Genomic DNA, 6,956 nt, shown 5'->3' with positions numbered 1-6,956 from the left:
ACCCTGTCGTTCCTCGATGCCCCACCCGCCCCGGCCCTGGCGGAGGCGCGGTCGATGCTGCGCGACCTCTCCGCCCTCGATGCCGACGGGCGCCTCACCGAGACGGGACGGGCCCTGCGTGCCATTCCCCTCCCCCCGCGGCTTGCCCGGATGGTGGTCGCGGCGGCCGGGTTCGGGCGGTCGCGGGAGGCGGCGGATCTCGCGGCGATCCTGGTGGAGCGCGGGCTCGGCGGCGACGATGCCGACCTCTCCGTCCGCGCCGACCGGTTCGCACGCGACCGCGGAACCCGCGCCTCCGACATGCGGCGTCTGGCGCGCGGCTGGGCCGAGCAGGCCGCCGGTTTCGCGGGCTCGGTGACGACGGCGGATGTCTCCGGGGCCGGGCCGCTTCTTGCGCTGGCCTATCCCGACCGCGTCGCCCGCTCGCGGGGGCGGGACGGCGAGTTCGTCATGGCGAATGGCCGTGCCGGGCGCGTGGACCCGGCCTCGGCGCTTGCCCGCGAAGCCTTCCTCGTGGTGGCTGATATCGCCGGCACGGCAGCCTCCGGGCGCATCCTCGCCGCCGCCGCGATCACCCTGGAGGAGATCGAGGCCGCGTTCGCGGAACGGATCGACTCCGTCACCCAGGTCAGTTTCGACAAGGCGTCCCGGTCCTTGAGGGCGCGCGCGTCCCGCCGCCTCGGTGCCGCGACCCTCGGCGAGCGCATCCTGCCGGTGCCGTTGGATGCGGCATCGGCCGTCATCCTGGCGCGGGGTATCGCTGGCCTCGGCCTCGACAGCCTGCCCTGGACGCCGGCCCTCGCCCAATGGCGGTCCCGCCTGAGCTTCCTCCGCGCCGCCGAGGGCAACGCATGGCCCGACCTCTCCGACGCGGCGCTGAGCGCATCGGTGGAGGACTGGCTCGCGCCCGAGCTCGAAGGACGCACCAACCTCGACGCCGTCACGGCCGACGATCTCGGCCGTGCGCTCGGCGCGCTCCTCCCCTGGGACATGCGTCACCGCCTCGACGCGGAGGCTCCGACCCATGTGGAGGTGCCGACAGGCTCGCGCATTCCCATCGATTACGATGCCGAGGGCGGGCCGGTCCTGGCCGTCCGGGTGCAGGAACTGTTCGGGCTCGACCGCCATCCCGCCATCGCCGGCGGACGGGTGCCGCTGGTCCTCCACCTCCTGTCACCGGCCTCGCGGCCGATCCAGATCACCAAGGATCTGCCCGGCTTCTGGCGCGGCTCATGGAGTGCCGTGCGCGCCGAGATGCGCGGACGCTATCCGCGCCATCCCTGGCCGGACGATCCGCTCACCGAGCCGCCGACCCGACGTGTGAAACCGAGGGGGACATGATGGACAGGCTTGCTTCGCTCGCAGAGCTCTTCGATCCGCGAGGCCGGCTGTCCCGCCGGCGCTATCATCGCCGGCTGATCGGGATGCTGCTGCTCTTCTGCGTATCCGGCAGCGTCGCCATCCTGGCCGCGTCGCTGGAGGCTCGGTTCACGGGCCTCGCCATTGTCGGTGTCGCCTTGGCCGCGACCGCTGCATTCCTCGTCGTGGCGACGATCCGGCGCCTGCACGACCGGGATCGGACGGGGTGGTGGATGCTTCCCGACGTGGTCGTCACTCTGGCGGGCTTCGCGCCGATCGAGACTCTCGCCGACGCCTATCCGGTGCCCGTGATCGCCGCCACCCTGGCGATGACAGGCTTCAACCTGTGGTTCTTCGTCGAGACCGTCTGTCGCCGGGGTACGCCCGGCCCGAACCGCTACGGGCCCGAGCCGGAGTGATAGGCCGACGTCAGTGGACGCGCGCCCGGTCCACCACGGCACGCGCCGCCTCGAAGGCCTCGTCCGCGTCGAGATCGGTGGTGTCGAGGAGGACAGCGTCGGCGGCGGCCTTGAGGGGGGCCGTCGAGCGTTGGGCATCGCGCGCATCGCGGGCGACGATATCGGACAGAATCGCCCCGAGGCTCGCCGGCTCTCCCCGACGAAGGAGTTCGAGGTGCCGGCGCCGGGCGCGCTCCTCGGCGGCGGCGGTAATGAACAGCTTCACCTGGGCCTGCGGACAGACCACCGTGCCGATGTCGCGGCCATCGAGGACGGCGCCGCTGGCGCCACCGGCGAAGCGCTGCTGCCAGGCGAGGAGGGCCGCGCGCACCGCCGGGATCGACGAGATGCGGGAGGCCGCGTCCCCCATCGCCCGCTCGCGCAGCCTCGGGTCAGCAAGCCGATCGGCGATCAGCGTCGCGGCGGCCCGAGCCGCGGCGGCGTGATCGTCGAGGTTGTAGCCCGCATCGATCACGGTAAGGGCCACAGCCCGGTAGAGCAGGCCGGTATCGAGATGCGGCAGCCCATAATGCGCGGCGAGCCGCTTGGCGAGGGTCCCCTTGCCCGAGGCGGCGGGTCCGTCGATCGCGATGACCATCGGCATGGGGCTCACTCCGCGATGCGGCCGCCGAGTGCCCGCATCGTCGGCAGGAAGCTCGGGAAACTGGTGGCGATCATGGCGCCGTCATCGACGGTCACCGGCTCGCGGGTGGCGAGGCCCATCACCAGGAAGGCCATGGCGATGCGGTGGTCGAGATGGGTCGCCACGGTGCCGCCGCCGCGCGCGGCGGAGCCATCGCCCTCGACGATGAGGTCGTCGCCCTCGATCCGGTAGGTCACGCCGTTCTCGCGCAAACCATCCGCCACGGCGGCGAGGCGGTCGGATTCCTTCACCGTCAGTTCGTGCAGCCCGTTCATCCGGGTGACGCCCTCGGCGAAGGCGGCGGCGACGGCGAGGACCGGATATTCGTCGATCATCGAGGGGGCCCGCTCGGCCGGCACGTCCACGCCCGTGAGGCGGCTGGCGCGGACATGGAGATCGGCCACGGTCTCGCCGCCCTCGTCGCGCTCGTTGCGCCTCTCGATATCGGCGCCCATCTCGATGAGCGTGGTGATGAGGCCGATGCGCAGCGGGTTCATCATCACACCCTGGATCGTCACCTCCGAGCCCGGGACGATGAGGGCCGCCACGAGCGGGAAGGCCGCCGAGGACGGGTCGGCCGGCACGATGACGTCGGTGCCGCGCAGAATCGCCTGGCCCGTGAGGGCGATGGTGCGGCCATGGCCGCCGGGCCCGTGCGGACTCACCATTACCTCGGCCCCGAACAGGCGCAGCATCCGCTCGCTATGGTCCCTTGTCGCGGCCGCCTCGATCACCGTCGTGGTTCCCGGTGCGTTGAGGCCGGCGAGCAGCACGGCGGATTTGATCTGCGCCGAGGCGACGGGAGTCTCGTAGGTGATCGGAATGGCTTCCCTCGGCCCGCGAAGGGTGAGGGGCACGCGGCCGCCCTCCTCCTCGCTCAGCACCTGAGTGCCCATGCGGATCAGCGGATCGAGGATGCGGCGCATGGGGCGCTTGCGCAGGGAGGCGTCGCCGTCGAAGGTCGCGGTGACGTCCTGCCCGCCGACGACGCCCATCATCAGGCGCGAGCCGGTGCCGGCATTGCCGAAATCCAGTACGCCGGCCGGATCGGTCATCCCACCGATGCCGACGCCGCGCACGACCCAGCTGCCCTCCCCGAGGTGGTCGATTCCCGCCCCAAGGGCTCTGGCGGCCTCGGCCGTGCGGAGGACGTCGTCGCCTTCGAGCAAGCCCTCGATACGGGTCTCGCCGATGCTGAGGAGACCGAGGATCATCGCCCGGTGGGAGATCGACTTGTCGCCCGGCGGCCGCAGCGCGCCGCGCAAGGGCGCGCCGGCGGAAGCGGTCAGGGGCTGCGGTTCGGAGTGATGCGACACGGGAATGATGACTTTTCGGCTTCTGGCGCAGTCGGGCCGCCGCATCCGACCGTTCGGCCGGCGGCGACGTCATGGGGCCGGTTACCACGCAGGCGGGGCGGCGTCATCCGACCCGTCGCGGCCTCTGCGCGGTCGAATCCCGACGAGGTTTGGGCCGAACGCGGTAGATCGCCTGTGTGAGAGCATTTGACAGGACGGTTTCACCCGACTAACGGGGCGCCTCTCCCAAATCCCTATCAGAGGTTCGCCCGTGGCCAGACCGGAACTCGGCTTGAAGCGTCAATGCATGAGCTGCGGCGCGAAATTCTACGATCTCGACAAGGATCCCGCGACCTGCCCGAAATGCGGGACGATCTATCAGGCCGCCGCCACCTCGCGCATTGCAGCTCCCGCCCTCGCCTCCCGCGCCGCAGCCGTCCCGGCTGACGACGACGAGGATACGGACGCCGAGAAGGGCGGTCCCGAGATCGTGTCCCTCGACGAGGTCGAGGCCGCCGAGGACGAAGCGGACACCACGACCGGCGACGACGATGCCGATTCGACCGACGCCGACGACACCTTCCTCGAGGAGGAAGATACCGGCGACGACGACGTGGCCGATCTCATCGACGGCGATATCGAGAACGACGAGGAAAGCTGAGGCGCGTCCCCGCCTCGCTTTGCATGTCCCGAGGCCCAGCGCCAAAAATTCTCGACGGGGAATGCGATTAGGGGCTTGAGTCCGGGCAAGCGCCCGAATATAGAACCGCCTCCGCCGGACGCCGCAAGGCAGGTTGGCGGAACGACCACCGCGAGACGTGTTGCGGTGGTCCCAGAAGTGGGGCCTTAGCTCAGCTGGGAGAGCGCTTCCATGGCATGGAAGAGGTCATCGGTTCGATCCCGTTAGGCTCCACCATTTCTTTTCATCCGTTTCGCGGATGTCGCCCCGAGGGGCGCCGTCAAACGAATCGGACAAGACCAATCTCGGTGAGGTTCACCGATGATGACGACAATCGCGAGACGGCGTCGCGGTTGTCCCGGAATGTGGGGCCTTAGCTCAGCTGGGAGAGCGCTTCCATGGCATGGAAGAGGTCATCGGTTCGATCCCGTTAGGCTCCACCATTCGATCTTCGCGACGACGACCCGGATGCCGCAAGCCGGCCCTGTCCGGATCTTCTTGGTCATCCCTCTCTTCGATCGTCATAAAGACATGGCTCGGCCCTCGCGTGGCGTGAAGCCTCGCAGGCGCGCGGCCGAAGCGTTCGGCTGATCGGGCCATCGTGGTCCGCCCGGCGCCTCAGCCGACGGATCGGTGCCGAGCCGTCTTCGCTGACGCCCAGATCCGCGATGCCAGAGCTTTCCAGCGGAGCGCTTTGGCCGCTTGTCCTTCCATACGGTCGCCGGTCGATCGCCCTCCGGTGATCCCGCCGGAGTCTCGCGTTCGGGAGGGCGGAGGCCGGCTCCGCTCAGGCCCGCGCTCGTTCCGTCCGTTGCGTCGGCAATACCATCACCCCCGCATCGAGGTGCGGCGCCTTTCTGCGCTATCTCAGGTGTTGAGCGCGACGATGCATTTGATAAATGGTCAAAGATTATCAATCGATTCACGGAGAGACTGTATCTTGCCGCCGCTGTTCGATCAAAAGGCCTCTCGGTTTCTCGATGAACGCGCGGCAAGGCTATAATTCTGCAAGGTTTGACGATGTCATCGATCAAATACACTCGTAATTCAAGTTATAGTGATATCAACAGTGATGTAGCATCGGTCGCCGTTCCAATAGACGAAATCTATAAGATAGCAGTGAGTTTTGGTGACTTCATAGCCGAAACGCTCAACGAGGCCGGGTATCTGCAGGATATCCAGACAGCCGAAATGCTGTCTGTCGCCAATACGAGCATCTTCGCGGATTTCAGCGACTCGTCCAACGCGTTGGATTTCACCGGGGGTGATCTCGGCGACGTCCTGGTGACCGGAAGCGGCGACGATATCCTCAACGGTGGCGGCGGCGCCGACAGCCTCGATGGCGGCGATGGCAACGATATCCTCAACGGTGGCGATGGCGACGACGCCCTCGCTGGCGGCGATGGCAGCGACATCCTGGAAGCCGGCCTGGGCACCAACACGATCGACGGCGGTGCGGGGACCAACACCCTGAGCTACGCCTCGTTCACGGCAGCCTACGAGTATCAACCCGGACGGTTCTTCGGCGTCGGCGTCGACATGGCGAGCGGCAGAGGCCTGGATCAACGCGAAACGATTCTCCAGGACAGTTTCAGCAACATTTCCAATCTTCGCCTCACGGCGTTCGAGGATGCTGCAGACGGCGATGGCAACAACAACGTCATCGAGGGCGGTGCGGGAGCCGATAGCCTGACCGGCGGCGGCGGTATCGATACCTTGAGCTATGCCCATTCGACGGCGGGCGTTAGCGTCGGTCTTGTGAACGACTTCGCCGAGGGTGGCGACGCGGTGGGAGACACGTTCAGCGGGTTCGAGAACCTGCTCGGGAGCACCTTCGGCGACGGCCTGATCGGGGATTCCAGCAATAACAGCATCAACGGCAATGGCGGTCGTGACACGCTCTATGGCCTGGGCGGCAAGGACCGTCTCGTCATCAGCGAGACGCCCGAGCACGTGGATGGCGGCGAGGGCACCGATTTCCTGATCGTTGCGGGCGCCGGCTCCGTGAGCCTGACCAACGGCAACTTCACCGGTATCGAGGCCGTCTACCTGCGCGGCGATATGGACCTCGACATGTCGGGGGTGACCACGGGCGCCAGGATCGTGAAGCAGAGCTCAGCCGACGTGGAGATCATCGGCACGTCGGGCGCCGACCGCATTCAGGTCACCAGGGGTAGCAACATCATCGAAGGCGGGGCCGGCAACGACAAGATCATCGCGAGCGGCCGCGACACCACGTTCCACTTCGAAGCCGGCTTCGGCCGCGACAACATCTACGGATTCAACACCAACGTTGACCACATCTCCGTGGATATCGAGGGCGTCGACGCGACTGACGTCATCCTGCGCGGTCTCAATAACGGCCGGGACACGCTGGTGACCTTCAAGGAGGGCGCCTCCTCGAACAAGATCATCCTGCACGATGTGGGGATCGCAGACGTGCAGGGCGGGCTGAACGAGTTGTTCGTCTTCGGCGCCTGACGCGGGCGCCTCTGCCCATCGGCTCCGTTTCCGGTCGCACC

6 protein-coding genes and 2 tRNA genes are annotated in these 6,956 nt (G+C 67.8%); 6 read left to right on the top strand and 2 right to left on the bottom strand.

Features of this window, described 5'->3' with window-relative positions; translation table 11 throughout:
• Positions 1–1,341 (top strand): ATP-dependent helicase C-terminal domain-containing protein (locus tag FPV16_RS06045; protein ID WP_319802220.1); only part of this gene is annotated, 1,341 nt, incomplete at its 5' end.
• Positions 1,338–1,778, top strand: coding sequence for a DUF805 domain-containing protein (locus FPV16_RS06040; protein WP_227437011.1), 441 nt, complete (start codon positions 1,338–1,340; stop codon positions 1,776–1,778). The genes FPV16_RS06045 and FPV16_RS06040, both read left to right, overlap by 4 nt.
• A gap of 10 nt (positions 1,779–1,788) precedes the next feature.
• Here FPV16_RS06040 and cmk read toward each other — a convergent pair whose 3' ends face one another.
• Positions 1,789–2,421, bottom strand: coding sequence for a (d)CMP kinase (cmk, locus tag FPV16_RS06035; protein WP_227437010.1), 633 nt, complete (start codon positions 2,419–2,421; stop codon positions 1,789–1,791).
• A gap of 5 nt (positions 2,422–2,426) precedes the next feature.
• Positions 2,427–3,776, bottom strand: coding sequence for a 3-phosphoshikimate 1-carboxyvinyltransferase (gene aroA / locus FPV16_RS06030; RefSeq protein WP_227437008.1), 1,350 nt, complete (start codon positions 3,774–3,776; stop codon positions 2,427–2,429).
• A gap of 250 nt (positions 3,777–4,026) precedes the next feature.
• Here aroA and FPV16_RS06025 point away from each other — a divergent pair, with 250 nt between their 5' ends.
• The 4 genes from FPV16_RS06025 (at position 4,027) to FPV16_RS06010 (ending at position 6,915) form a co-directional block, all read left to right on the top strand.
• Positions 4,027–4,416, top strand: coding sequence for a TIGR02300 family protein (locus FPV16_RS06025; protein WP_026175741.1), 390 nt, complete (start codon positions 4,027–4,029; stop codon positions 4,414–4,416).
• A 179-nt stretch (positions 4,417–4,595) separates the two neighbouring features.
• Positions 4,596–4,671, top strand: a tRNA-Ala gene (locus FPV16_RS06020).
• Between the two features lie 130 nt (positions 4,672–4,801).
• Positions 4,802–4,877: transfer RNA gene (locus tag FPV16_RS06015), tRNA-Ala, on the top strand.
• Positions 4,878–5,625: 748 nt separating this feature from the next.
• On the top strand, positions 5,626–6,915 hold the full coding sequence (locus FPV16_RS06010; RefSeq protein WP_227437006.1) for a calcium-binding protein: 1,290 nt from the start codon (positions 5,626–5,628) through the stop codon (positions 6,913–6,915).
• Positions 6,916–6,956: the final 41 nt, after the last annotated feature.

The sequence above is a fragment of the Methylobacterium sp. W2 genome, assembly GCF_020662345.1.
GTDB lineage: Bacteria > Pseudomonadota > Alphaproteobacteria > Rhizobiales > Beijerinckiaceae > Methylobacterium.
Note: the sequence above shows the minus strand (reverse complement) of the source record. Positions and strands in the feature narration are given on the sequence as shown.